Raw genomic sequence first — 24,810 nt, 5'->3', positions numbered from 1 at the left:
AATAAACCTTTATTCTTCAACCAACTCTATTTGAGCGCCTAATGACAATAAATGCTCAAAATAATGCGGATAAGATTTTGCAACATGATGTGCATCTTTTATTACAAGTCCTTTATCCGAACGTAAGCCGACTATAGTTAACGCCATAATAACACGGTGATCGTAATGTGCATTGATCTCCACACCACCTTCTACCCCTTGCGGACGTCCATGAATAATGATCTCGCTTTGTCTTTCCTCTACATCCGCTCCTGCTTTACGAAGCTCTGTAACGAAATCAGTTATTCGGTCACACTCCTTATAACGAAGGTTCTCAACATTATAAAAGCGCGAGGTTCCTTCTGCAAATACAGCGGCGGCAACCATTGCCAGAACACCATCCGTAAAATGATCTCCATCAAATTCTCCGGCTTTCAACTGCTGATTACCTTGAACATGAACAACGCCATTCTCGTGAGTTAAATTAACTCCCATCGCTTTCAATACATCGACGACTGCCTTCTCGCCCTGCTTGCTCTTTTCTTCGAGTCGAAGCACTGTCACATCTGAATTAGTAACCGCGGCAGCAGCTAAAATAGCGGCAGACCCTGGGTAATCACCCTGCACTACATATTTCTGAGGCTGATAGCTTTGACGACCCGGCACTTTATAGTGCATTAAATCTGCTGATGCTTCAATCTTGATTCCCGCCTGCTCAATAACTTCCAAGGTCTGTCCTACGATAACTTTGGACTTTAAGTCATGCAGCACTTCAATCTCACTATCTTCCTCAAGCAGAGGCGTCATGAAAAGCAATGAGCTCAAAAATTGGGAGCTTACATTACCCGATACTTGAATTTTACCGCCGCGAGGTTGCCCGCCACGGATCGTTATCGGCAGCTTTCCTTGGTTATGTTCGATTTCCACTCCCATTTGCTGAAGCGTGTCGATTAAATCATCATGAGGTCTTTTTCCAAGCGAATTAGGGTATGTATTAACAAAGGTCAGCTCAGGACAAAATGAAGCAATAGACATAAGGAAACGAAGCACAGCTCCGGCATTGCCAACATTTAATTCCTTCACATGCAGCGGGTGTTTACCAAAGCCTTGAATCGTCATTTTCTCATCATCTTCTTCAACTATGGCTCCCAAATCACGAATACAACGTCGCATTGCATCGCTGTCCTCACTATGAGCGGGATAATAGATGGTGCTTGTCCCTTCTGCGAGGGCACCGATCAACAAATAACGAGTTGTATAGTTTTTGGAGGATAAAGCATTAATTGTTCCTTGTAACTGATTTGTCGGTTTTACAATAGCTTTCATGAATATGTATCTCTCCTGTTCGGCAAATAATCCGTCATATTTCAACATATAAGTTACAGCAATTTTACCATAAGGGTATAAGGATGGAAACCGGGAAGTTTGACACCTGCTATATAATGTCTATATCATTGACTTTGAAACTAAAAGCAACCAAATGCGATGCAAGTTTCTACGAAAACTATAGGAGGTCAAAAAGCATGACAACTATTACTCCGCAGCAGCTAAAAGACCGTTTAAGCAACAATGAAGAGCTGCATATTATTGACGTAAGGGAGCCGGATGAAATTGCTCTTGGCATGATTCCAAGCGCTGTCTCAATACCGCTTATGCAAATTCCAGATCGATTAAAAGAGATTCCTCAAGACAAAGAGACCATTCTAGTCTGCAGAAGCGGTAACCGCAGCGGAAAAGCCTATGAATACTTAACAGCACAAGGCTTTGTGAACTTGAAGAATATGAGCGGTGGCATGTTAGAATGGGAATCTCTCTAAAGGACCGCTGCAATTCTCTCAACAATCTCATTTACCGTCAATTCACTTGTATCTATAGCTAAATCAGCAAAATCGTAAGCATGCTTTCGACTCTCCATTAATGCCGTCACCTTTTCTTCTACATTACCTTGTACGAGGGGACGGCTTTGATCTTTACTTACCCTGGTTATGATCATTTCCTTGGAAGCGGTTAAATTAACGACAACCCCACCCTCTTGCATTCGGACCCGGTTCAGCTCAGCCAAAACCGCTCCTCCTCCTGTAGATACAACTTGTTTCTCTTCCTTCAAAGTACGGTCTATTACTTCGCTTTCCACGACCCTAAAAGCTTGCTCACCCATTGTTTGAAACATTTCGCTAATACTGATACCTTGCAGTTCCTCAATTCGCTGATCCGTATCAATAAATTGCCAGCCCAAACGCTCTGACAATGCCTTTCCTACTGTTGATTTACCTGTCCCAGCAAAACCTATTAAAATTACATTCTTTTTTTTCAACACGTTCACACCTCTGAATGCCTTATATAATAACCCTATAATCATACCATATGATGAACATCATGAATATAAAGTTGGACAAAATCATATGATGAATGGTGAATAAACCCCAGTAGAGCAGCCATCCTATTACTATGTGCTCAAAATAAACGAAAGAGAGATGATCCAGCCATGCAATCGGCCATGCCTCAACCTCAACAGGTAAGTGCGAATCTTGCACAGCGAAAGCTAGAACAAATTCTTAATCCTGCCCATCCCTTATGTAAAGATGATGTCGTTTGGATTTTGGAATTCATTAAAAAAAAGGTGGCTGAAGAGGATCCCCAACTAATGGAGCTCTCCCAGCCACGTTTAATGCAAAATTTCCGTTATTTCGCGGACATTTCTTTAATGCTGATACAACGGCGCAACGGCTTCGACCAAGAAGCTGATCGTTTGAAAAACTGGATTTCAGAAGCAACCTACGGAATAACTCCTCCGCCTAAGTCATCCAAAACCATGAGCCGGTTGTAGCTTTATATTAATTCTCCATCCAATTGAAGTGGAAAGAACCTTCCTTATCCAACCGTTGGAACGTATGAGCTCCGAAATAATCGCGTTGCGCTTGAAGCAGGTTAGCTGGCAGACGCTCTGTACGGTAGCTGTCGTAGTATGCCAATGCAGAAGCAAACGCAGGAATTGGAACACCGCGGGTAACGGCAGTAGCTATGACTGATCTCCATGCATCTTGGTAGTTATCCACTACATTGTTGAAGTAATCGTCAAGCAACAGGTTTTTCAGCTCGCCATTTTTGTCGTATGCATCTTTAATATTTTGCAGGAAGCGGGCACGAATGATGCAGCCGCCACGGAAAATCATGGCAATGCTGCCGTAATCCAAGCTCCAGTTATATTCTTCGGAAGCTGCTCTCATTTGGGCAAAGCCTTGTGCATAGGAGCAAATTTTGCTGGCATATAGAGCCTTGCGAACAGCTTCTATAAACTCGCCGCGATCTCCTTCAAATGCAGATGTCTTCGGTCCATTAAGCACTTTGCTTGCAGCAACGCGCTCTTGCTTCATAGCCGATAAGAAACGGGAGAATACTGACTCTGTAATGATTGACAAAGGAATACCCAGGTTTAGGGAATCTTGGCTTGTCCATTTGCCTGTACCTTTTTGACCAGCAGAGTCAAGGATTACATCAACCATTGCTTTACCAGTTTCCGCATCTTTCTTCGTAAAGATATCGGTAGTGATCTCGATCAAGTAGCTGTCAAGCTCTCCTTTATTCCATTCAGCAAAAATTTCATGCAGCTCATCCGTGCTCACGTTAAGAACGTCTTTTAGAAGCTGGTAAGCTTCACAAATCAACTGCATGTCGCCGTACTCGATGCCGTTGTGAACCATTTTAACATAATGTCCCGCACCGTCGGGTCCGATGTATGTGCAGCAAGGGTCGCCGCCTACTTTTGCGGAAATTGCAGTAAGAATCGGTTCTACCAATTCATAAGCGTCTTTTTGTCCGCCTGGCATAATGGAAGGACCTTTTAATGCGCCTTCTTCACCGCCGGAAACACCGGTACCGATGAAACGCAGTCCGTGCTCTGCCAGTTGTTTGTTTCTGCGTTGTGTATCAGGGAAGTATGCATTCCCGCCATCAATTATGATATCGCCTTTATCCAAATGTGGAATCAATGAATCGATCGTTGCATCAGTACCTGTTCCCGCTTGAACCATGATCAACACTTTGCGGGGTGTTTCCAAGGATGCTACGAACTCCTCAATGCTGTATGTACCTACTAAATTTTTTCCTTTTGCTTCCTCGATCAAAGCATCCGTTTTTTCACGGGAGCGGTTATAAACCGACACTGTGAACCCTCTGCTTTCGATGTTTAATGCCAGGTTTTTGCCCATGACCGCTAATCCGATCACGCCAACTTGTTGTTTCGACATTTGTTTACTTCCTCTCCTTCTTTTTATCCAATCTAGTTTATTATACGATTTATAATTGATTTTGAAAATGCAGCATCAAATTGTCATCGCAGTAAATCCGCCGTCAACTGTAACAAGCGAGCCCGTCACAAAGCTGGAAGCCTTCTCGGAAGCCAAGAATACAGCCGCGCCTTGCAACTCCTCAGCATCGCCAAAACGATTCATTGGTGTATGCCCCATGATGGATGCTGTACGCTCCGGAGACAAAATTTTACGGTTCTGTTCAGCAGGGAAAAAGCCTGGAATAATGGCATTAACACGTACACGTGCAGGTGCAAATTCACGCGCCAAAAACTTGGTAACATTGTTAACGGCAGCCTTGGAAGCGGAATAAGTAAACACACGTGACAATGGAATTTCAGAGGAAGCGGATGAAATATTAATAATACTTCCACCTTCTCCTTTGTCCACCATATGTTTTCCAAAAACCTGGCAAGCTAATACAACGCTTTTCAAGTTAACTTCCATGATAGAATCCCACTCTTCCATCTGGATATCAAAAAATGGAGTCGGGCTGTTTTTGCCAGGGCAATTCATTAATATGTCAACGCGGCCTGTCCAAGCCAGAACATCGGCAAGCACTTTTTGCAAATCTTCCGCACTCGTTGCATCAGCTGAGAAAACCTCCGCTTTGCCTCCAGCTTCTTCAACGCTTTTTTTCACGTTCAGCGATTTCTCTGCATTACGGCCGACAACCGCTACATTAGCACCATGACCGCCTAAAGCTACCGCCATAGCACCACCCAAAGTACTGTTTCCGCCGATAATAACAGCAGTTTTTCCTGTCAAATCAAATAAATTCATAGTGAGCCTCCTAATATTTTTGTAAAAATCTTAATCTGATTACTTCGTATATTTCTGTTGGTATTCAGCAATCATGTCAAATTCGTCTTTCAGCTGATGGTACACACGACTATAAATCGTTGTCAGCTCTTGATAATGCTCATAATTCTCATTGTTGGTTTTATGACTGTGCTGAATTTGCATCCATTGATGAACCGCAGAGAAATCTTTGATCTCGCCCATAGCTAACAATCCCAATTGTGCCGCACCCAAGCCTGAGCTTTCAATTGAGTTTGGAACAACAACGGAACTGCCGGTTACATCAGACATCATTTGCAGCCAGAAGCTTGAACGTGCGAAGCCGCCCGAAGCGCGAATTTCTTTGGTCGGACCAGAAAGCTCCTCCAAGGCAGTTAGCACCGATTGGATCCGGTACATCACACCTTCCATTACTGAACGGATCATATGCGTCTTCTGATGGTACAATGACAATCCGAAAAAGACGCCGCGAGCATTGGCATTCCAATAAGGAGCACGTTCACCGGCAAGGAGAGGCAAGAAAATCAACCCGTCAGAGCCGGCAGCGACTTCCTGAGCCAAAGAAGTCAAATAATCATAAGGGTCCATGCCCCTGCGACGTCCCTCTTCTGCCTCTGCAGTTGCCAGCTGATCGCGGACCCATCGGAACATAATGCCGCCGTTGTTTATAGCTCCGCCAACTACCCAGAAATCCTCCTTCAAGGCATAACAGAACAATCTGCCTTTCGGATCTGTTATAGGTTCGCGAACAACACCGCGTACAGCACCACTCGTACCAATCGTCACAGCATAGACGCCTTCTTCAAAAGCACCTACTCCAAGGTTAGCCAGAACCCCGTCAGAGGCTCCTACAACGAATGGAGTATCCGCTTGAAGCCCCATCGCTTGCGCGTATTCCGGTTTCATGCCGGCAAGGTGATGAACCGTGGAAACGGGCTCAGACAATTGCTCGGGACGAACACCGCATGCTGCCAAAGCCTGTTCATCCCATTGAAGCTTGCGTAAATTAAACAAGCCTGTTGCACTGGCAATCGAGTAATCAATGACAAATTGACCGAACAGCTTGGCAAATACGTATTCCTTGATCCCAATAAATTTATAAGCTTGTTCAAAAATATCCTTACGGTTATCTCTGAACCACATAAGCTTAAGCAATGGCGACATCGGATGAATCGGAGTCCCGGTATTCAGATAGATCTGGTGTCCGTCCATCTCTTCTTTCAGTATGCGTGCATAGTCAACACTGCGGTTATCCGCCCAAGTGATGCATTGGGTTAGCAGATTCAAATCGCGATCAACCGCAATAAGGCTATGCATAGCCGAGCTGAACGAAACACATAGAATTTGGCTCGGCAATATTCGTGCTATTGCAATAACGGCTTGTATTGAGGTCAACACAGCGCGAAAAATTTCATCCGGGTCCTGCTCAGCCATATCCGGTCTTGGCGTATGCAGCGGGTACTCAACCGAATGCGATGCCAGCACGCGGCCGTCACGGTCAATTACAAGCGTTTTGGTGCTAGTAGTGCCGATATCTGCTGCTAAAATATAAGGCTTTTGAACAGACAAACTCATTTCACAAGATTCCCTTCACTGTCAAATTGCAAATCATACGGCTCGCTTAAAATTTCAATATCTGCATGCAGTTTAGCTTCCTCCAACAGATTTACTGAAATCTCGATTTCACCTAAATGCAGCGTATCTTGAATGCGAACCAATCTGCATTTCGTATAATCCAAAATATTGCAAGTTTTCACGCCCGCTTTAATCGCATAGAAGTCATTATCCAATGTGCTCGCTATTTTGGTTGGTGCACACACTGTCGATGTAAGCCCATTGACCACAGTTGCATGCAGGTCTGTCTTATCAACAAGACGTTGTGTTGTAAAATCCGCTGTGCCTACTCCATTCGCATTCCCTTTTGTTTCAGGTGTCAAATCAAGGACTACCATCTTCGAAACATCAGGTCCGCCATGCGCATAAGGAGTTGGATAACGGCCTGTAATATTCGGATCCATACCATCGCCGCTTATGTTCTTGCCGATATAATCAATTACGAGCACATCGACTTGATCAAACAAAATTTTGGGCAAACGTGCTTTCGCCTCTACAAGCAGCTCCACTTCACGTGCTTCAATCTCAGCCGCTGGCAGCACTTCAATGCGGCAGGTCTCGTCATAGGCATTCTCGACCAATGCCACTCCAAAAACAATCGGCAGCTTGTCAATCATAATTTTGGCCATAGCAGGCACGTTCTCAGCCATGTATTTGAAGCCAAGCTGATGGCAAGCTTCTGCACCTTTTTGCTTGCCCAGCCCTATCGCGATCATTTTCATAATACCGCTCTCAATAGGTCCACGGAAAGCCGTGTGAGGCTTAACACGATTTATAACGACAATTGCGTCGGCTGTGGAAGCGATCTGATCGACATAGACCGGCAATCCGTTAGGCAGCTCATCGAGCTTGATTACTTCCATCGAAGAGCGGATTGGAGCGCCCATAGCCTCCTCTGTAACGCCTAAATGATGCAATACGTCCTTTTGTCCTTCGGCTGTTGCACCGCCATGGCTGCCCATGCACGGAACGATGTATGGATGGCCTCCGGCTTTTTTTATAGCATCAATTGTCACTTTTGTAAATAACGCAATATTAGCAACGCCTCGGCTGCCTACAGCAACTGCTACTTGCTGACCTGGTTTAATCTGATCTATCGCTCCTGGCTTTTGCAGCTCGTTCTCAAGCCCACCTGCCAAGTCTTCCAATTTTGTGCCGTCAAACTTCTGACGAATTTTTACCATTTGCGGTATTGGAATGTCCTCAAGCACTTTTCTCAGTATACTCATAATCATGCGCCTCCTGTAATCGATTTAACGGAATCTCTAATCACAAGCTCCGTATGGAATAGAATCTTGTCTTTCTCGATCTGCTTGGTGTCAATGAAGGTCAGCAGCTTGGCTGCTCCTTCCCTGCTGATCTGTTCGATGGGTCTGCGAACGGTTGTCAAGGCTGGAGACATAAATCCGGAAAAAATATGATCATCGAAGCCTACAACCGAGATATCACCTGGAACAGTAAGCTGCTTCTCCGTAATTGCCTTAATAGCACCTAGCGCCATGTCGTCATTGCAGCAAAAAACCGCTGTAGGCCTAGCCTCCAGCTTCAACAGACGATTCATAGCCGTATAGCCGCTTTCCAAATCATAATTGCCATGCACCTGATAATCTTCACGTAAAGGAACCTGGTTATGATTCATAGCTTCAAGATAACCATCCAGACGAGATTGTGTAGATTTGAAATTTTGTTTCCCTTCTATAATAGCAATATCTCTGTGACCTTGGCGAATTAAATATTCGACGATTCGGTAAGCACCGCCCTGATCATCAGGAATCAGATTCATAACCTGAACATTGTCAATCTCCCGATTTAGTACAACCAAAGGAATTTCCTTTTCCGCTGCATATTCGATAAAAGATTGATCACTTGAGCTCTGACTCATAACAATGATACCATCATAGCTTTTTCGATTTACTTTCTGAAAACTTGTGTAATCATCAATCCCGCGTACTATCAAATTAAACTGATCTTTAATGACATCATTTACACCCTTGACAGCCTCATAAAGAAAGCCTGCCGAGGTGCCCGTATGGAGAGTTGAAAAAAAAAGTCCTAAGTTGTACGATCTATCCAATACAAGACTTTTTGCATTATAATTGGGTGTATAATTTAGACCGATGGCAAGCTGTCTAATTCTTTCCTTCGTCTCTTGATTTATAAGAGGGCTATCATTCAATGCCCTGGAGACAGTTGTATGAGACACGTTGGCCAGCTTGGCAATATCCTTTATTGTAACAGTCAACTCTTACCACCTCAGGTTTTATAATATCATACAGCTGCACACGTTAACAACGATCATTTTTTGCGCAGTATGCACTTGTTTTGCTGTATTTTATCATAAAAAAGGTCTGTGCATCTACACAGACCTCGTCAATCATCTAATCTACATTTCCAGCAGCAGCATCTCATGCCTTAATTCCAACAACCTTTCTTTACTCGATCTGATTGCTTCATTGTCTTTGGACTGAATGGCATCATGAAGTGTGGCTAATTCATAGTCAAGCTCCAACCGAAGCACGGGAATACGTTCGTCAGGACGCTTGGATTTGAACGCTTGCATCATTTCCTCTACCGTAACAACCGGCTCCTTCTGAAATAATACTTTATGTTCGACTCCAGAAATTTCAACCATGCGGATAATTTCCCCAAACATAATATTTTCAATCAATATTTGTCGGTCCTTAAATCGTTTCACAACAGCGTGACCTCGAGTATCTCCAATCATTTTTTCCATCAATTCCGCCAGCTTCTCATCTTTAAAGGAATAATTGCCAACAATTTTGTAACGTTCCCCAATGCGTTGAAACTTAAGCTTCACCAGCTTCCTTCCAGTTCGGATTGAAACAATGAATTGCTGCTCGCTTTCATTCCAATATAAAGAATAGCCCTCCTGAATTAACGCTTTGATGAAATTACGGATTAGCCGACGGTCAAATCGTAACTCAAGGTTGCAATATTCCACTTCATGACTCTTACTCACGGCAATCCCCTCCCAAAAATGGCACTCCATACATATTTTGATAGAATTTTCAGATAATTCAGTTACTTACTTCTATCTTATTATGAATCATATGATTTAGCAACTTGGTTTATTGACCTTTTTACTTTTTTATTTTAACCATTTTTTGAACAGGACAAAACCAAGGTGTACAATTCATGACTTACTCCAAAAAGACCGGCTCCCTCTATGGGGATCGGTCTATATTATCACAACATTGAGCTTTATGGCATTACAGGGTCAAGTACCTTTTTGGCTTCCTCCTCCGTCTTTCTTCTCTCTTTGATATCCAACTGCTCATTTAAATCTGTCATGGCATGAGTATTAATTGTGTAACCGTCGCTATCGAGCTCTCTTTTGGTCAAAGTCAGTTTAGTTCGAACATAACGGTTGTTTATATATTTGTCAAAATAGGTGGTTTGATAATATATATACTGATATTCATTTTCGTTTTCAGTCTTTTCCACGATAATTGGCTTGGAAGTATACTTGAATCCTCTATCCCTGTCCTTATTATCTTTGTTTTGAGAATTCATTGTAGTTTTTATGTAATTTTGAAGAGCGTCGAGCTTCTTCGTATTAAGTTCTCCTGCTACTACATACCGATCAGCACTTGAGCTTCTGGTTTGAGTCGGCATCTGTTTCACAAATTGCTTTAATTCAGTTTCAGTCACATACAACTCTTCGGTCAACATTTCCTTCGACTTTTTCATCCCGCCCGTTTCGATCCCCATTTTCCTCAAATCCGACAGACGGTAATAAAGAAGCCGATTAGATATATTATTCTTATCTTCTGCATTTGTTAGTAACAACGGATACTCAGCACCCAAATAATTGACCATAATAGAATAAGGGTTCTTAAACTTAAACTCATCCGTCGTAAGATCCTTCTCATCTACAACCTGCTCGGGATTAATGCGACTGTTAATATAAATGGTTTTATTGACGTCCTTATAAAGGATATTCGCGCCAAGCAAGTTTCCTAATTCTTTTAATGGCAAATAGCTCGCGTCCTGGTAAATAAGCGTTGGGCCATCCAGTTTAACGGGAGTTCCATCCACTACAATATTGAAATCGGGTCGCAAATAAGCTTCCACTCGCTGAAGCACATCTTCTGCAAATACACCTGCGGTGAAAGTGCTGCCTAGCAGTGTTCCAGCGATAAGCACACGTTTCCATTGCTTCATAAATTATCCAAACCCTTTCTTAATAAATTTGCAAAAAAAAACCATCCTCCTATAATTCGCCATGTATTGACAATTTTCCTCTTTAAATTTTATATTGACAAAAGCTTTAATTCCGATAAAATAGGTTGGTATAAGAAAACTTCTTATGGCGAAAGAAACTCTAAAACAATTTTGCTTGATCTTACATAAGAAAAGTACCATTGTTGGGACTTTAGGGGGAGTGAATCAATTTGATCGAAATCAAGGATGTAAGCAAAACCTTTCATCAGCGTACTGGCGGTACGTTTACTGCTATTGATAACGTATCTCTTTCCATTAAAAAAGGGGAGTTCGTTTCATTGCTGGGACCGTCGGGATGCGGAAAGTCAACGCTCCTAAATTTGGTCGCAGGCTTGGAGCAAGCACAGCAAGGAGTTATAACCGTAAACGGTAGACCCTGCAGTACACCTGGCCCCGACCGTGTTGTTGTGTTTCAGGAACATGCCTTATTTCCTTGGTTAACTGTATTGGATAATGTTGCTTTCGGCTTAAAACAAAAGGGAGTTTCAAAAAAAGAACGTGAAGAGCTCGCAATGGAGCAGATAAAATCCGTTCATTTAAGCAAATTTGCTGACCGCTATCCACACGAGCTTTCGGGCGGGATGAAACAAAGAGCGGCAATTGCCCGCGCTTTGGCTATGGACCCGGAGATATTGCTCATGGATGAACCGTTCGCAGCACTTGATGAGCAGACAAGGCTCATTTTGCACAAAGATCTGGAAGAAATCTGGATGCGCACACAAAAAACGATACTGTTTATTACACATAATATTCGTGAAGCCGTTATCCTCTCCGACCGTGTTCTTGTTATGTCGACCCGTCCGGGTACGATCAAGAAAGAATTTTCAGTTCGCGCCGCTCGCCCAAGAGATTTGGCCGATCCGATACTCCACCACGTGGAAAACAGCATCATGGAAGCTCTCGCTGATGAGCTGGAAAAAGTGGTAAAGGAGGAAATGGGCGATGAGTACAGCATTAAGAAGAACACTCTTTCTAGTTCTGCTTCTGATAGCTTGGGAGGCGGGATTTAGAATCTTTGATTGGGGCTGGAAGTTTCCTTCCGTTGTCCAAACCTTTCAAGCCTTTTACGATGGTCTTGTCCACGGACGGCTGCTCGAAGCAACATATGAAAGCTTGCGCCGCTTGTTAACCTCATTCGTAATATCAATACTAATCGGTACTACGCTTGGATTCCTGTTTGCAAGATATCGTTTGCTTGATGACACTCTTGGCTTTTTGGTTGTTGCACTGCAAACCATTCCAAGTATCGCATGGCTCCCATTCGCCATTATATGGTTTGGAATGAATGACTTTTCAGTTATTTTCATCACCACTCTCGGAGCAACCTGGACCATGGCAATGTCCAGCCGTACAGGAATTATGAATATTCCTCCCATCTATATTAAAGCTGCACAAACTATGGGCACCGGAAACGGCTTCCGAATGTTTTACCAAGTTATGGTTCCCGCAGCTTTCCCGCATATGATTACAGGCGTCCGTGTTGCCTGGGCGTTTGCATGGCGGGCACTGGTAGCCGGTGAGCTGATTGCCAAAGGTGTCGGGCTCGGACAATTGCTTCAGGACGGCCGCAATCTCGCCGATACGGCGTTGATGTTATGTATCGTTATTATTATCGCGGCTCTAGGTACCCTTTCCGACCATTTCTGCTTCAAAAGGCTGGAGGATACCATATTAATACGGTATGGATTAGCCGGTCAGAAGAAGTAACAATTACTGAATGTGCGTCCTGTCCAGCTAAATGAACAGGCGATATTAAAAAGGAGAGAATACAATGAAAAAAAATATGTCCTTACTTTTAGCTATTATGTTGGTTACCGTGCTGGTGTTATCCGCTTGCGGTAAAAAAGAAGAACCGGCCAAGGATGGAGCGGCAGGAGGAACGAAAGCTTCCGCACCCGCATCTACGGTTAGACTCGGTATTTTTAAAAACGTCACTCATGCACCTGGTTATGTCGCTTTAGAGCAAGGCTTGTTCCAGAAATATTGGGGTGAGAACGTCAAAATTGAAGTTACTGCCTTCGATAACGGTTCCGACTTCTCGACAGCACTTGCTACAGATCAAATCGACTTAGGCTACACAGGTCCAGGTCCTGCTACAAACCAATTTCTTAAAAGCAAAAACTTCCGTATCGTCTCCGGTTCAAATAACGGTGGAGCGGTGCTTGTAGCTGCCAAGGACTCGGGCATTTCAAGTCCAAAGGATTTGTTAGGTAAGACAGTTGCCATTCCAACTAAAGGTAGCACCAATGAAATTTCACTTCGTTTATTGCTTAAAGAGAATAACCTTAATGTAACAACGGATAAAACAGGCGTTCAAATTATTGCACGTGCTCCAGCGGATACACTAATCGCAATGCGCCAGAAAGAAATTGAAGCTACATTGGTACCTGAGCCTTGGGGCACTCAAATGGAGCAAGAAGGAGTAGGCAAAATCATCGTTGACTGGAACAAAATTCCACCCAACAATGGAGACTACCCTCTAACGTTGCTTGCTGCCAGCGACAAGTTTTTGAAAGAACACCGCGATATGGTTAAGCAAGCGATTAAAGCCAACGCAGACGCTGTTGATTTCATCAAGAAGAATCCTGACAAATCTTATGAGCTAATCAATAACCGCCTTAAAGCGCTAAGTGGCAAAGGTATGGAGATCAACCTGATCAAAGCGGCTATCTCCCGACTGAATTTGACTACAGATGTTAATAAAGCAGCTATTGAGGAAATGGCAAAAGTGTCCATCGATGCCGGTTATATCAAAGATATCAAAAAAGAAGAATTGGATCTGAGCAAATTTCTGGATCTGAGCTTACTTGAAGAAGTAAAAGCAGGAAAATAAGTTGAGTTAGAAGAACCCGCTATCCATCATCGTAATAGATGTTGGATAGCGGGTTCTCTTTTTTCATATACAAACAGCCCCGAATTATGCAGTAGTATGCACAATTGGAGCTGCTCGACAATTCAGTACCCTTTTTATAACTATCTAGTAAGGCTTTGGAACCTCAATCTTATGCGTAACGCCGTCCTCAGTGAAGTACAGGTGCACACCATGTCCCTGATCGTCCATAAAGTACGAAACATACTTAGGTTCATCCTTACGAATCGGTACAAGTAAAGTTGCAATTCGATGGCTTCGCGCCGTGCGCGTTGATGCCGTCAAATGCCACTGGCGATCCAAGCCTTCAATTTCCGAAGGATCCACATCGGTAAATTCACTGCTTTGCGACAGCTCCAAATCACCGGAGGAGCTGTATACAAAATGTCCGTCCATATCCGCCTTCTGTCCTCTTACCTTAAATGACTGCCCATCCAGCTTCATCTCATACAAGGTGTGGAATAACCAGTCGATTTTTCCAGGCTGGGATAAATCCACTTGATCAACAACTACGATATAAGACTCGTTGAAGAAATACAGCTCTCGTACATAACGCTCCAGATAAGGCACATTTTCCTTGTAAGCCGCTGTTGCGTTACAACGAGAATAAGTATAGGCAGGATGGGTCTGAACGTCCTCCACTATGCCGGATGCAGCCATATTCAGTACTTTATTCGTTCCTGCATATTGCCCTAAGCCGTCAATTAACAGGTTGTTCGTTGAACGTGTCTGCCGGCGCCAATTCATATGCATCGTGCTGTTAAAAGCGATATAATAGCCGCTTTCAATCGCAAGCGGTTCCCCGTATGCATGGAGCAGGAAGCCGTTCTGGTCGCCATGGCTATGACTAATAGAACCATATGGGCTGCTTTTGGTCAAAAGCATGATATGTTGGTCAGGCTGGTCCATATTCGCATGAAAGGCTACCCATCCGATATCACGGAACCATTTGACCGGTTCAATTTCCTTCGGCTGTTGAGCAGGAATGGATGGATAATCATTCAGGTAAACCATTTCGTCAAATCGGAAATCCCACCAGCCGTAATTGTAGAACTTCATCTCTGAATCCGTATCGATCGCTTTTGTTTGCTCGAAATACCATTGATACAGTCCATTGCCCGTAATGCCAGCAAATTGGCGGATATTAAACCCTGTTTTCAAGCTGACAGGATCCCCAAGCGTGGATTGATCACCAAAGCTTGCGCGAAGCGTATCGGGACTGAAGCAATAGAGCGGATAATCACCTGTTTTTTGAAAAAACGGACGTTGGTAAAAATCAACCCCGGTATATTTTTTAAGCAAATTAATCGCTTCTGTTACAAATGCCATGCCCGTAGTCCAGTACATCGGCCCTTCAGCCCAGCCTCCATCAATCCCACCCCACGGTGAATAGAGGCAAGCATAGTACTCTAAAGTATAGTTAAGCCATTGTTCTGCCTTCTCCTCTTCTCCAAGCATTGCAATGCAACCTGGTACTAGTACAGAAGATAAGGAACGTACGGCATGACTATCAAAAGGAACATGATGGATTTTACTACGCTCGATAACATGAAAGGCAATCTGCTCTGAACGAAGCAGCAGGTTCCCTCTTACAAGCTCACGCTCTTCATGCGACAGCTCGTTGTACAGCCAATCGTAACCCCAAGCCAATGCACCCGTGATCCGAAAGGATGCTTCATCATTGTAATCACGGCTTGTCGTTCCATTGACTTCCCAGCTTGTAATATGAAGCAGCCAAGTTTTGGCGCGATCTATAAGGCTCTGATCTTCCAACACTACTCCGGCAACGCTTAAATGACGAACCGCATAAAGTGCTTCCTGACAATCAATATACATTTGACGCCACAAGCTGGCTACACGTTTGTTGTTAGGATACGGCTGTGGTTCAGCAATAAGATCACGTTCAATCCAAGGCTTAACAGAGCGCTCATAGAATGCTTCCCATCCTACGGATACAGGGTTCTCTCTGACTTTGCGGCGAAAATCCGGCAGCTCACTAGCTTGCAACCACAGTCTTGGATGCTCCTTGCCTGCTTGCGCATATCTTACCCCTCTGCCAGCTAAAGGAGTCTCCGGTAAACCTTCAGTAACCGTAAAGCTGCGAATCGTACTCCATTCGGTTTGAAAAGCTAATTCGTCCGGAACTGCAGTTCCTTCTTCTTTTTCAAGAAGCAGGGCATAACGCCAATAATACACTCCAGGCTCCAATACATGATCAGGCGTATATAAATTATAATCGATCGAGAGAACCGTCACTGTATCCTCCGTATTGAATTGGGAAGAACGTGAATACTGCAAAACATAGCGATCATGTTCCAATTGAGCGGGTATCCAAGTAAACCGCGGCGGATTTTCAATCAGAATAGATTGCTCATTCGGAGCATATTGGACGGTCAATACGCCGCTCTGCGGCTGGTATAGTGGTTTACTCATTGTCTTCCTCCCATGTCACTTTCAATCCTTGTTGTGCATCCAATTCACAAACAACTCTCTTTTGTTGATCCCCAATAATAATTCGCCCTGAACCCGTTCCATCTGTGGCAGCAACGGATTGCCAGCTTACAGCAGGAGCAGAGTCAAGCTTATAAATATGAATAAAGCTGGCCTTTCGGCCGTTACGCCGGTGCAATAATCCGTTCAGCTGCTTGCTAGGATCAACAGAAGTTCCAGGTGTTGCGATCCGGTAGAGAGCATCTGCTTCACTATCGAACTGTACTGTCGATTGATACAATGTGCCAGATGCAGCATCCCCTAGGTTATAGCTAACTGTCAGCACGGGAGACGATTCGCCCGTTCCACTTCCGGCGTTTGCCGCGTAGCGATCAAGCAGCTCTATGCGGTCATAGCCACACTCCTTAGAACCTAATGTCTCCGAAGCATCGCACTCGATACTAACCCATTTGCCCCCAACAGCTTCAGGTGAAGCAATCGCATGCATCCACCAATCTATCATTTGCTCGTTGTCCAGACTGACTTCAAACCAGTCTAACAGCCATTCATCGGTCAACAGCAAATGGCGTTCAAGCAAGCTTCCCTCATAAGCACCTTCAGACTGCAGCCAAGCATAGACAGATTTTTCACTTTCGGTAAATTGCTTGCAGCGCCCTTCATGAATGGCCTGCGACTTGCCTCCAATTGAAACTGTGTTATGGCTAGCTGTCTCTGCAAACCATTCTTTACGCAGTGATGAACCATAAGGAACCATACCCAGATCAGGCGCAAATGCTCCGCCTTGATGCTGCAAACTTAGGTGCAGCTTGTCATAATGTCCATGCGAGCCGCCATGAGGACCGAAATCTACCAGAAACGACAAGCCATTATTCGAGTTCCTGCCAACTGCGAATCCGGAATCAGCCAGAAGTAATGAGCTTCTGGCAGGCATGGAACCCGTCAAATCAGCGTTCCCTTCGCCGTAGACTAGAGCCTCCAACGAGATACGGGAGCGCTGCCCATCCATTTGCCGATAAGCTTCTCCCAAGATTGGCGCATAAGCTTCGTTACCATATGCAGCAAGTCCTATCTCCATAATCTCTGCAATCTCTCTAGCAAATGGTACCCTCGCTAGTGGACCGTCATGCAGTGCAGGAAGAACACCTTGATCATCGGAAAGTCCGACAAGCACATCGAACATTCCTTTCATCGACTGTCCCTGTTCACCTTCGGCACGATACAAATCAATATCGAAGCGCTGAGCCATCTCAGCAGAGATCAAATAAGCTCGCAATACAAAAATATGATAATAAGTGCTTCCTTCAAATTCGAATTGATCAGGCTTTACCCCGATCGATAAATGATGCTTCCAGCCTCCCTCACTTTCTATGAGGTCTACTAGCTGCTCGCGCTGCCCTCTTATTGTGTAGACGCAGGAAAGGGCAGCATTTAACCATGCTGTATAATTGTTCTCTGCATTTTTACGTTCATGAATTAATATATACCGATATTGTGTCATACTTGACTCAAGCATCGAAAGAAACATATCCAGTGCTGCTTGTTCAGCTTTATCAAGAGTTATGCCTTCATCCTGAAGCAGCACATAGGCACGCAGCAGCGTAGTAGACCATATAGCTTCCGTTAGCGCTTGATGAAATGCTCTGCCCTTGAGCATCCAAGGCTGGGCGTCTGGATGCACCGGATATTGCGGGAACTGGTCTGCATAGCTTACGAGGATTCGCTTCGCGAGATCCGCATAAGCTTGCTCCTTGGTTCCCGCGTACACCGCTGCCGCCTGGAGTGCGACCCGGGCCATGGACTGATGCTTAAACACCAGCCATGCGCCGCGGTAAGCGTCTCCTTCTATGCGGCATCCATGAGGGCACATGAACACATGCGCATCGCGTTCATTAGGATCGAACTCCAGCTCCGTGTGATGGGTCGGGCATACGTACTGATGCCACCAGCCACCGGGCTCTTGAGGAATATGCAGGCTTCCATTAGCTTCCAGTTGATCAAGCTCAGCTTTTAGTGCTTGTAACGTTGGTCCTGCCCAAGTTGTGTTAGTTAGCTTCTCTGATATTCTCATCGCATGAACATCCCCCCGTTGATTTCTATCGTCTCACCGGTTAAATAAGAGGCGAGATCTGAGACCAGGTACAAAACAGCTCCAGCTACATCCTCCGGTGTACCCTCCCGCTTCAGAGGAATACCGTTAACCGTTGCTTTTCTAGCATCATCACTAGTAAAAGTAGAATGGAATGCTGTCTGCCCGATAAAGCCTGGAGAAACGATATTTACAGTAACTCCATCACCCGCCACTTCTTTAGCCAATCCTTTGGAATAACTGGCTACTGCCGCTTTGCTTGCTGCATAAAGGCTTGCACCGGGACCACCGCCATTATAAGCAGCAATAGACGACATATTAACAATGCGGCCTGCCCCCTTGGCTTTCATCCCTGGCAGCACACGCTTGCACATGAAAACCGTACTTTTCAAGTTTACATTTAAAATTTTATCGTAAAGCTCCTCTGTCATTTCCGCATTCGAGATACGCTGGACCAAATGACCCGCATTATTAACAAGAATATCAATTGTGCTTCCAAATGCGCTTTCCACACCGCTAACCAGGCTTTCGATTTGTGCTGCATTTGTCACATCCGCCTGGAATAGTTCAGCTTGTCCTCCCGCTTGACGGATTAGCTTTACCGTTTCTTCGCCCTGCTCCTTGTTGTTTAAGTAGCTGACGCCTACTTTAGCGCCATTGGCAGCCAATGCAATGGCAATAGCTCGACCAATACCCGCATTGGACCCTGTAACCAGAGCAATTTTGCCGTGTAATTGTGTACTCATTTATTACGTCCTCCTATCATTAGCCGTTTAACCAGCCTTTTATTTATCATTTAAATAGATCTCTTATTGGGCTTATCCGGCATAGTTAATATAAACCTGCTGCCTTTCCCCCACTCGCTTTCAATGCTCAAGCCATATTGCTCTCCAAATACCATCTGAATTCTGCGGTGAACATTCATCAAACCGATACCGCCACGTCGATAGTAGCCGGATTGAGTTTCCTCCTCAGCCAATCGGTTCAGCATTAGCTGTTCCTGCAGCTGCTTTAGCCTGTCAGGGGCAATCCCTGCTCCATTATCCTCAACGATGACCTTAAATAACCCATTTCCCTTGTGTGCATCAATACTTATCTTATGATGAGCCTCGATGCCGTTAGGGAAAGCATGCTGAAAGCTGTTTTCAATAATTGGCTGCAAGGTCAGCCTTACCATCTTCTCGAGCAACAGGGATGGCGGAATGATTACATCGAGCTCAAATTCTCGATCGATCCGGTGCTGTAAGATGATCAAATAATTACGTACATGGTTCAATTCATTAGCAATCGTTATTTCTTCCAAATTAGTTTGAATCGAATAACGAAGCATAAAAGCCATCGCTTCAACCATCTCGGTTATCTCATGTGAATCCTGGACAATAGCGTAGCAATTGATCGTTTCCAATGTGTTATACAGGAAGTGCGGATTTATTTGCAGCTGCAGTGTTTGAAACTCGGCTCTATGCCGCTCAAGCTCAGCTTCCTGAATTTGTAGAGCTCCCTTCTGCTGCTGCAGCTCCGCTGCGTACACTTTATCAATCATTTCCGATAACCGGGTCACCATTAAATTATAGCTATGGATAAGCCCGCCTAATTCATCGGTTCGCCCATTTTCATCCAGATGCCGCCAATTCCCTTTCTCCGTTTCCCGCATACTTTCCTTTAATTCCCGAATAGGAGCCACAATGGACCGGCCAAATCTAAAGGCAAGCAGCAAAGCCAGTACCAGCGTAACCAAACCAACTACCAAGGTGACAGTACGGATTGTAGAGATCGGCTTGCGCAGCTCATCCAGCGGCATCGAAACAACGAGCCGCCAATTGGAATAATCGGATTTGCGTGCAACAAACATTCGGTTTTCACCTTGATATTTTGTTGTAAACACTTTATTTTCGCTATCGGATATATGGGTTGAAATTTCTTTAAACATGGCTTCGTCAGGTTGGAAATTTGGCGGATGGTAGATCGGATTGCCATTGTCATCCATAATAAAAAAATAGCCGTCTTTGCCAATATTCACCCGATCCCAAATTTTGGCCAGCTCCTGCAGCTTAAATTCAATGGCAACAAGCCCTCTATTTCGATCGTATGACGCGCCGCGAACCTTCCGCACCATTGTAACAACAGTTCCCTGATCCTCAGGACGGATGCTGGTATTAAGCAGAACTATTTTATTGTTGTCAGGTGCCGATTTCATGAGAAAGTCGTATTTCTCCGGAAGCAAGCTCGCATCTAGAGATAAGAAGTTCTGATTGTCATATATAACCGATCTGCCCTGTTGGCCTACAACGTAAATTGCATTTAGCTGCTTATAAAGCGTAATAATCGATTGAACCGATTTCGAGGCAAAAGTTCTAATTTGATCGGAGTAATAATAATACTCATACACATCATCTTTTCCGATTTCAAAAAAAGCTCTTACATCCGAATTGGATGAAAATGAATTGCTAAGCAGCTCATAGGTTTGTAAATAAATATCGGTTTGATAAGCCGCATTATCAATCATTTGATCCATATACTGCTCAACTTGGTGATCCAACGCGCGTGACGATTGAACATAGGAGACAATCCCGACGGATGCTAGCGATAGCACAATAACAATTGAGAAGTAAAAAAAAACTTGTCCGGACAGCGATCGTCTCTTCATTATTCAATCCCCAGCTTGTTCCTGAATTCAGATGGCAATAAGCCTGTGTATTTTTTAAACGTTTTAGTAAAATGAGGATGATCCGCATAACCAACTTCACCTGAAATATCGGTAATTCGGTAGTGAGGCTGTGCGAGCAATTTTTTGGCCTTTTCAATTCGTCTGCGAGTACGATATTGGACAAAGGTTTCCTGTGTCGATTGTTTGAACAGCTGGCTAAAATAAGAGGCGTTCAGCCCAATTCGGTCGGCGACCTCCTCTAGTGACACTTCCTCAGCCAAATGATCTTCTATATAATGCTTCGCTTCCTCTACAGGATCCCGCAGCTTTCCCTTGCGTTTAATTCGCAAATCCTGAAATAAGAGCTCCAGGCTGGCTTCAAACCGTGTCCATGCCTCGTCTATACTCGAAACATCATACAGCTGCAACCGCTCCGAAAATGAAAATACATCTCTTTCATTCAAACGTTTATTCAGCAGTACCGAAAATTCACCCAATAAATCAACCAGTTGGTTCAGCCGAAGGTTATAAGAGGTAAGCTCACTACGAGCTTTGAGCAGAAGCTCTAACAAAACGGTGTGCTTAAGCGACCAGATTGCATCCTCAGCTACAGCCACCCATTCTTCCAACCGATTAACCGAAACAAATGCCTGAGTCATTTGCTTGGCACGAAGATGTGCAAGCTTAACCAAGGCAGTTTCGACTGCTTTCTTATTAATAGGCTTTAAAATATATTCTTTGACTCCATAAGAAACACATTTTTGTGCATATTCAAAATCATTATAACCGGATACCACTACAATATGGATGTCAGGATCAAGCTCCGCAACTTGTCTGCACAGCTCCAGTCCGTCCATCTTGGGCATGCGGATATCGGTAAATAAAAAATCGGGACGCTCCTCTTGAATCTGCTGCAATGCGTCCGCCCCGTTCTCTGCAAGCCGCAAGCTCGCAATTGGCTGACCGGATTGCTGGATCAGCTTCTGCAGTCCTTTACGGATCATCGGTTCGTCATCTGCAATCAAAATTCTGAACATAAGGAACACCCCTTATTCTGGTGAAGTAGCTTGTAGTTAGTCTTAGTATAGTATACATAGCCTGATGCTGAATAGTTTGTAATAAAAACTCACTCCCCACGCTGGTTAGACGTGAGGAGTTGAGGACGAATGTTGTTAGCCCGTGCGCTGCGTAGAAATGGCTAATATTAGCGGCGCGGCATGCTGATCGTTACACTCGGATCTTTTTTATTAAATTTCTCAGTTGCTTCTTTAATTACGTCGTTACCGCCTTTGGACTTCCACTCTTCAAGCACCTTCGGCCAATCGGAGATCGGCTCTTTGCCGTAAACCATTTTAACCATATGCTGAAGAATTACAGGAGGTGCAGTATCGGACGCAGGCGTAATATCAGGATTTTTCATGTAAGCATCCAGACCTGGATCGATTTGAATACCATCGCGACCTTCTTTTGCAAGCATATTATCATAGACGCTCATAAGTTTCTTACCTTCTTCGGTCATGCTTAGAGTACCTTTGTTATAAGTAGTGTCTTGTACCATCCACAAGAAGGCTTGACGGTAACGCTCTTCGTCTACAGCTGCTGGATCCGTAGGTGCTTTGTAGTTGATTTTACCGTTTTCAGTAGTGTAGTTCTCACCTTCAACACCAAATGTAAAGAATTTCTCAGCTTCATCAGACAGCATCCAGTCATAGAATTTAATGATAGCTTCTGGATTTTTCGCTTTTTTGTTAATGAACCATGCGCGGGTTACAGAATTGTACAAATAATGGCCACCCTTGCCATCAGGTCCTGTCGGGGAAGCGATAAGCTCAATTTTGGCAGTTGGAACGTTAGCCTTCAATTGTTGTTCCCATTGCAAAGCTTCGTTAGCATTCATAGACCAGATTCCTGATTTACCAGCAAGAACCGAGTTTTTATAAACAGTCGGGTTAATCGTAGCAAACTCTTTATTGATCAAGCCTTCATCGAACATAGTTTTATACGTTTGCAACGCTTTCATCATGTTGTCACTGTTGAAAAACTTAGGTACGATTTGATCGCCTTGCTGTGTCAACATAGATAAGTAAGGGAATGCATCATAGGCGCCAAAGAATGTATCGGCATATTTGAAGTTTTCACGGCCCTGGTAAGGATTCTCAACACCCATTTCCTTGAACTTACGCATAACGTTCAAGTACTCGTCCACTGTTTTAGGAATTGGCAATCCGGCTTTATCCAGCAAGTCTTTACGAATTGCAGTAGTACGGCGGGAAGGATTGGACAAGAACTCAGGAATTGCATAAATCTTGCCATTCAAGGTCTCTTTTTGCCAAGCTTCTTTTGGAATCTTTTTCAATAAATTTTGACCATACTTTTGCAAAAGATCATCAAGCGGCAAGAACACTCCGGCTTGAACGGAACCAGCCATCTCTTTACCTGTTGTACCTCCACTACCTTGTACAACATCCGGGATGTCGTTGGTTGCAAACATTTGCGCCATCTTCTGCTCAAACTCTTTGTGAGGAACAAGCACGATATCCAGATCCGTATTTGTTTTTTGCTCCAATAATTTAACCCATTTATCCTCATTGATATTGGGCGATTTCTCTACGTGATTAAATGCCAACGTACGCATGGATACGGAGAACTTCGCTTTCTCTCCTGGTTTGCTCCCCTGTGTTGTTGGTGCTTCCTGTGGCTTGGAACAAGCGGAAAGCGTGCTTACTGCCAGCACAGATACCATACTTACTTTTATCCATTTTTTCATTTTTATACCCCTTTTCTCTCAACATGTTTGTCTTTGCAATTATGTTAATAGCGCTTTCACACAATAACTACATTGTAGTGCGGTCTTCTGCGATGAACAATGGAGTGACTTTAGTTGCAGTTGTATTTTCTTTAGATTAAGAATTTAAGCTTATAAGACTTTAGGACTTGACAGAACCGATCATCATCCCTTTAACAAAGTGCTTTTGCAAGAATGGATAGATCAATACAATCGGAACCGTTGCGATAATAATAGTCGCCATTTTAATCCCTTCAGGATTGGAGTGAACCAGTGAACTGAATTGGGATGCTGATGGATCGATATTGATATCGTCAGCCGTAATTAATTGGCGAAGCTTTACTTGGAGCGGCCATAAAGTTGGCTTGTTCACATAATAGAGAGCGGCCATGTAAGTATTCCAATGTCCTACCGCGTAGAAAATTCCTAATGATGCCATAACCGGCTTGGATAAAGGCAGCACGATATTCCAAATCATTCTCAGCTCTGTGCAGCCATCAATACGGCCAGAATCAATGATTTCCGGAGGAATTTGCATAAAGAAAGCTCTCATTACAAAGAAGTTGAACGCACTGATAGCTCCTGGAATCAAAAGCGCCCAAAGTGAATTTGTCAAACCCAAGCTTTTCATCAAAATAAAGTTAGGGATCAACGGAACGCTGAATACCATCGTAATTAAGACAAAGAATACTACGTATTTTCTTCCCATATACTCTTGTCTTGAAACAGGATAAGCCAGTGAGGCTGTTGCAATCAGATTGATAAAAGTACCTACAACTGTAATATAAACGGTAACAGCAAATGATCTCCAGATTGAAGCATCGCTAAAAACATACTGATAATTAATCCAAGTGAAATCTACAGGAAGGAAAAATACTTTCCCTGTAACTACGGCTTCCGAATCACTTAAAGATTGAGCCAACACATTTAAAAAAGGTAGAAACATAAGCAATGCCAATATGGTCAAAAATGTAATATTAAATACATTGAAGGTTTGCTGCCCCAAGCTCAATTTCCTCATTCAAG

At 43.9% G+C, this 24,810-nt stretch carries 21 protein-coding genes; 5 read left to right on the top strand and 16 right to left on the bottom strand.

The window, feature by feature from the left end; genetic code table 11:
- Positions 1-9 precede the first annotated feature (9 nt).
- Positions 10-1,305, bottom strand: coding sequence for a 3-phosphoshikimate 1-carboxyvinyltransferase (gene aroA, locus NV381_RS20525; RefSeq protein WP_258215149.1), 1,296 nt, complete (start codon positions 1,303-1,305; stop codon positions 10-12).
- Between the two features lie 197 nt (positions 1,306-1,502).
- Between aroA and NV381_RS20520 the strand changes: the two genes are divergently transcribed.
- Positions 1,503-1,796 carry a rhodanese-like domain-containing protein gene (locus tag NV381_RS20520; protein ID WP_258215148.1) on the top strand — a complete coding sequence of 98 codons (294 nt, stop codon included), beginning with the start codon at positions 1,503-1,505 and terminating at the stop codon, positions 1,794-1,796.
- On the opposite strand, the gene NV381_RS20515 is transcribed toward NV381_RS20520, so the two are convergent.
- On the bottom strand, positions 1,793-2,296 hold the full coding sequence (locus tag NV381_RS20515) for a shikimate kinase (protein WP_308862077.1): 504 nt from the start codon (positions 2,294-2,296) through the stop codon (positions 1,793-1,795). The genes NV381_RS20520 and NV381_RS20515 overlap by 4 nt on opposite strands.
- 168 nt (positions 2,297-2,464) lie before the next feature.
- On the opposite strand from NV381_RS20515, the gene NV381_RS20510 reads away from it, so the two are divergent.
- Positions 2,465-2,806 carry a hypothetical protein gene (locus tag NV381_RS20510; protein ID WP_258215146.1) on the top strand — a complete coding sequence of 114 codons (342 nt, stop codon included), beginning with the start codon at positions 2,465-2,467 and terminating at the stop codon, positions 2,804-2,806.
- A gap of 7 nt (positions 2,807-2,813) precedes the next feature.
- Here NV381_RS20510 and gndA read toward each other — a convergent pair whose 3' ends face one another.
- The 7 genes from gndA to NV381_RS20475 form a co-directional block, all read right to left on the bottom strand.
- Entirely contained in the window at positions 2,814-4,226 is a 1,413-nt protein-coding gene (gene gndA, locus NV381_RS20505; RefSeq protein ID WP_258215145.1) for an NADP-dependent phosphogluconate dehydrogenase, read from the bottom strand.
- A 75-nt stretch (positions 4,227-4,301) separates the two neighbouring features.
- Positions 4,302-5,069: an SDR family oxidoreductase gene (locus NV381_RS20500; RefSeq protein ID WP_258215144.1), complete on the bottom strand. Its 768-nt coding sequence runs from the start codon at positions 5,067-5,069 to the stop codon at positions 4,302-4,304.
- Between the two features lie 39 nt (positions 5,070-5,108).
- Positions 5,109-6,662 (bottom strand): gluconokinase, encoded by a 1,554-nt coding sequence (gene gntK / locus NV381_RS20495; protein ID WP_258215143.1) that lies wholly within the window; start codon positions 6,660-6,662, stop codon positions 5,109-5,111.
- The gene (locus NV381_RS20490; RefSeq protein ID WP_258215142.1) at positions 6,659-7,930 is read right to left on the bottom strand and encodes a nickel-dependent lactate racemase; all 1,272 of its coding nucleotides are present in this window, start codon (positions 7,928-7,930) and stop codon (positions 6,659-6,661) included. Before NV381_RS20490 ends, gntK begins: the two co-directional genes overlap by 4 nt.
- Before the next feature lie 2 nt (positions 7,931-7,932).
- Positions 7,933-8,943, bottom strand: coding sequence for a LacI family DNA-binding transcriptional regulator (locus NV381_RS20485; RefSeq protein ID WP_258215141.1), 1,011 nt, complete (start codon positions 8,941-8,943; stop codon positions 7,933-7,935).
- A gap of 141 nt (positions 8,944-9,084) precedes the next feature.
- The gene (locus NV381_RS20480) at positions 9,085-9,681 is read right to left on the bottom strand and encodes a hypothetical protein (RefSeq protein ID WP_258215140.1); all 597 of its coding nucleotides are present in this window, start codon (positions 9,679-9,681) and stop codon (positions 9,085-9,087) included.
- A 242-nt stretch (positions 9,682-9,923) separates the two neighbouring features.
- Positions 9,924-10,886, bottom strand: coding sequence for a stalk domain-containing protein (locus NV381_RS20475; RefSeq protein WP_258215139.1), 963 nt, complete (start codon positions 10,884-10,886; stop codon positions 9,924-9,926).
- Positions 10,887-11,116: 230 nt separating this feature from the next.
- Between NV381_RS20475 and NV381_RS20470 the strand changes: the two genes are divergently transcribed.
- From NV381_RS20470 to NV381_RS20460, 3 genes are all read left to right on the top strand, one after another.
- On the top strand, positions 11,117-11,956 hold the full coding sequence (locus tag NV381_RS20470) for an ABC transporter ATP-binding protein (RefSeq protein WP_258215138.1): 840 nt from the start codon (positions 11,117-11,119) through the stop codon (positions 11,954-11,956).
- Positions 11,889-12,653: an ABC transporter permease gene (locus NV381_RS20465; protein ID WP_258215137.1), complete on the top strand. Its 765-nt coding sequence runs from the start codon at positions 11,889-11,891 to the stop codon at positions 12,651-12,653. Before NV381_RS20470 ends, NV381_RS20465 begins: the two co-directional genes overlap by 68 nt.
- Before the next feature lie 64 nt (positions 12,654-12,717).
- Complete coding sequence (locus NV381_RS20460; RefSeq protein ID WP_258215136.1) at positions 12,718-13,779, top strand: ABC transporter substrate-binding protein; 1,062 nt, start codon at positions 12,718-12,720, stop codon at positions 13,777-13,779.
- A gap of 144 nt (positions 13,780-13,923) precedes the next feature.
- Here NV381_RS20460 and NV381_RS20455 read toward each other — a convergent pair whose 3' ends face one another.
- From NV381_RS20455 to NV381_RS20425, 7 genes are all read right to left on the bottom strand, one after another.
- On the bottom strand, positions 13,924-16,248 hold the full coding sequence (locus tag NV381_RS20455) for a DUF4962 domain-containing protein (protein WP_258215135.1): 2,325 nt from the start codon (positions 16,246-16,248) through the stop codon (positions 13,924-13,926).
- Positions 16,241-18,334, bottom strand: a complete 2,094-nt coding sequence (locus tag NV381_RS20450; protein WP_258215134.1) for a heparinase II/III domain-containing protein — start codon at positions 18,332-18,334, stop codon at positions 16,241-16,243. Before NV381_RS20450 ends, NV381_RS20455 begins: the two co-directional genes overlap by 8 nt.
- On the bottom strand, positions 18,331-19,098 hold the full coding sequence (locus tag NV381_RS20445) for an SDR family NAD(P)-dependent oxidoreductase (protein WP_258215133.1): 768 nt from the start codon (positions 19,096-19,098) through the stop codon (positions 18,331-18,333). Before NV381_RS20445 ends, NV381_RS20450 begins: the two co-directional genes overlap by 4 nt.
- A gap of 50 nt (positions 19,099-19,148) precedes the next feature.
- Positions 19,149-20,999 carry a cache domain-containing sensor histidine kinase gene (locus NV381_RS20440; protein ID WP_258215132.1) on the bottom strand — a complete coding sequence of 617 codons (1,851 nt, stop codon included), beginning with the start codon at positions 20,997-20,999 and terminating at the stop codon, positions 19,149-19,151.
- Positions 20,999-22,036 carry a response regulator transcription factor gene (locus tag NV381_RS20435; RefSeq protein WP_258215131.1) on the bottom strand — a complete coding sequence of 346 codons (1,038 nt, stop codon included), beginning with the start codon at positions 22,034-22,036 and terminating at the stop codon, positions 20,999-21,001. Before NV381_RS20435 ends, NV381_RS20440 begins: the two co-directional genes overlap by 1 nt.
- Positions 22,037-22,203: 167 nt before the next feature.
- Positions 22,204-23,766 (bottom strand): extracellular solute-binding protein, encoded by a 1,563-nt coding sequence (locus NV381_RS20430; protein WP_258215130.1) that lies wholly within the window; start codon positions 23,764-23,766, stop codon positions 22,204-22,206.
- A gap of 160 nt (positions 23,767-23,926) precedes the next feature.
- Positions 23,927-24,805, bottom strand: coding sequence for a carbohydrate ABC transporter permease (locus NV381_RS20425; RefSeq protein ID WP_258215129.1), 879 nt, complete (start codon positions 24,803-24,805; stop codon positions 23,927-23,929).
- Between the last annotated feature and the right edge of the window lie 5 nt (positions 24,806-24,810).

Origin of the sequence: Paenibacillus radicis (ex Xue et al. 2023), from assembly GCF_024722015.1 — a bacterium.
Lineage (GTDB): Bacteria > Bacillota > Bacilli > Paenibacillales > NBRC-103111 > Paenibacillus_S.
This window is presented reverse-complemented; position numbering and strand designations above follow the sequence as displayed.

Bases quoted from the DNA above. Each gene is read 5' to 3' on its own strand.
- aroA (WP_258215149.1), bottom strand. From the start codon at position 1,305: ATGAAAGCTATTGTAAAACCGACAAATCAGTTACAAGGAACAATTAAT.
- NV381_RS20520 (WP_258215148.1), top strand. From the start codon at position 1,503: ATGACAACTATTACTCCGCAGCAGCTAAAAGACCGTTTAAGCAACAAT.
- NV381_RS20510 (WP_258215146.1), top strand. From the start codon at position 2,465: ATGCAATCGGCCATGCCTCAACCTCAACAGGTAAGTGCGAATCTTGCA.
- gndA (WP_258215145.1), bottom strand. From the start codon at position 4,226: ATGTCGAAACAACAAGTTGGCGTGATCGGATTAGCGGTCATGGGCAAA.
- NV381_RS20500 (WP_258215144.1), bottom strand. From the start codon at position 5,069: ATGAATTTATTTGATTTGACAGGAAAAACTGCTGTTATTATCGGCGGA.
- gntK (WP_258215143.1), bottom strand. From the start codon at position 6,662: ATGAGTTTGTCTGTTCAAAAGCCTTATATTTTAGCAGCAGATATCGGC.
- NV381_RS20490 (WP_258215142.1), bottom strand. From the start codon at position 7,930: ATGAGTATACTGAGAAAAGTGCTTGAGGACATTCCAATACCGCAAATG.
- NV381_RS20475 (WP_258215139.1), bottom strand. From the start codon at position 10,886: ATGAAGCAATGGAAACGTGTGCTTATCGCTGGAACACTGCTAGGCAGC.
- NV381_RS20465 (WP_258215137.1), top strand. From the start codon at position 11,889: ATGAGTACAGCATTAAGAAGAACACTCTTTCTAGTTCTGCTTCTGATA.
- NV381_RS20460 (WP_258215136.1), top strand. From the start codon at position 12,718: ATGAAAAAAAATATGTCCTTACTTTTAGCTATTATGTTGGTTACCGTG.
- NV381_RS20455 (WP_258215135.1), bottom strand. From the start codon at position 16,248: ATGAGTAAACCACTATACCAGCCGCAGAGCGGCGTATTGACCGTCCAA.
- NV381_RS20450 (WP_258215134.1), bottom strand. From the start codon at position 18,334: ATGAGAATATCAGAGAAGCTAACTAACACAACTTGGGCAGGACCAACG.
- NV381_RS20445 (WP_258215133.1), bottom strand. From the start codon at position 19,098: ATGAGTACACAATTACACGGCAAAATTGCTCTGGTTACAGGGTCCAAT.
- NV381_RS20440 (WP_258215132.1), bottom strand. From the start codon at position 20,999: ATGAAGAGACGATCGCTGTCCGGACAAGTTTTTTTTTACTTCTCAATT.
- NV381_RS20435 (WP_258215131.1), bottom strand. From the start codon at position 22,036: ATGTTCAGAATTTTGATTGCAGATGACGAACCGATGATCCGTAAAGGA.
- NV381_RS20430 (WP_258215130.1), bottom strand. From the start codon at position 23,766: ATGAAAAAATGGATAAAAGTAAGTATGGTATCTGTGCTGGCAGTAAGC.
- NV381_RS20425 (WP_258215129.1), bottom strand. From the start codon at position 24,805: ATGAGGAAATTGAGCTTGGGGCAGCAAACCTTCAATGTATTTAATATT.